A 549-nucleotide genomic window follows, 5' to 3' on the forward strand; every position below is an offset into this window, starting at 1 on the left:
GCGCGAACGCGCCGCCTTCCCGGCGCAGCAGGTGCGCTCGGAAACCGGCTTTGGCGCCTCGGGCGCGTCGGGCCACTGAGACGGCAACCCCACCGGACCGGGGGCGCACGCCCCGGCACAGCCGCTGCGCGGCACACCAGAAGCCGGGCCACAACGTCCGGCTTTTGCGTTGCCGCGCCGAGTGCTCTCGGCCGCGCAAGCGCCCAGAACTCCCAAAAAGAGAGCTATCAGCGCTTGCCTGATAAGCGCTTGATGCCAATTTTGCTTGAATCCCCAACGCCGGCGCCCCGCCCTGGCGGGGACGCAGCGGCGGGGCCCGCGCCTCAGCCGCTGCCGCGCAGATGGCGCAGCTTGACGAACGCCAGCGCCGCCATGACCGCATCGTTGAGCGCGTCGTGCGCTTCGCGCTGGGGCAGGTCCAGGTCGTTCATCAGTGTGGCAAAGCGCAGGTCGATGTCGGCGTTGGCCTGCTGCTGGTAGGGCGGAAGCTGCCGGAACTTGTGGTCGTAGTACAGCGCCGAGACCTCTATTTTTTGCTGCGGCAGCCCC

The 549-nt window shown here is 69.0% G+C and carries 1 pseudogene; it reads right to left on the reverse strand.

Annotated elements, in window-relative coordinates:
- Positions 1–323: 323 nt before the first annotated feature.
- Positions 324–549, reverse strand: a pseudogene (locus B2J89_RS21610) (3'-5' exonuclease); the annotation flags it as partial.

It is taken from the genome of Acidovorax sp. SRB_24 (assembly GCF_012931925.1).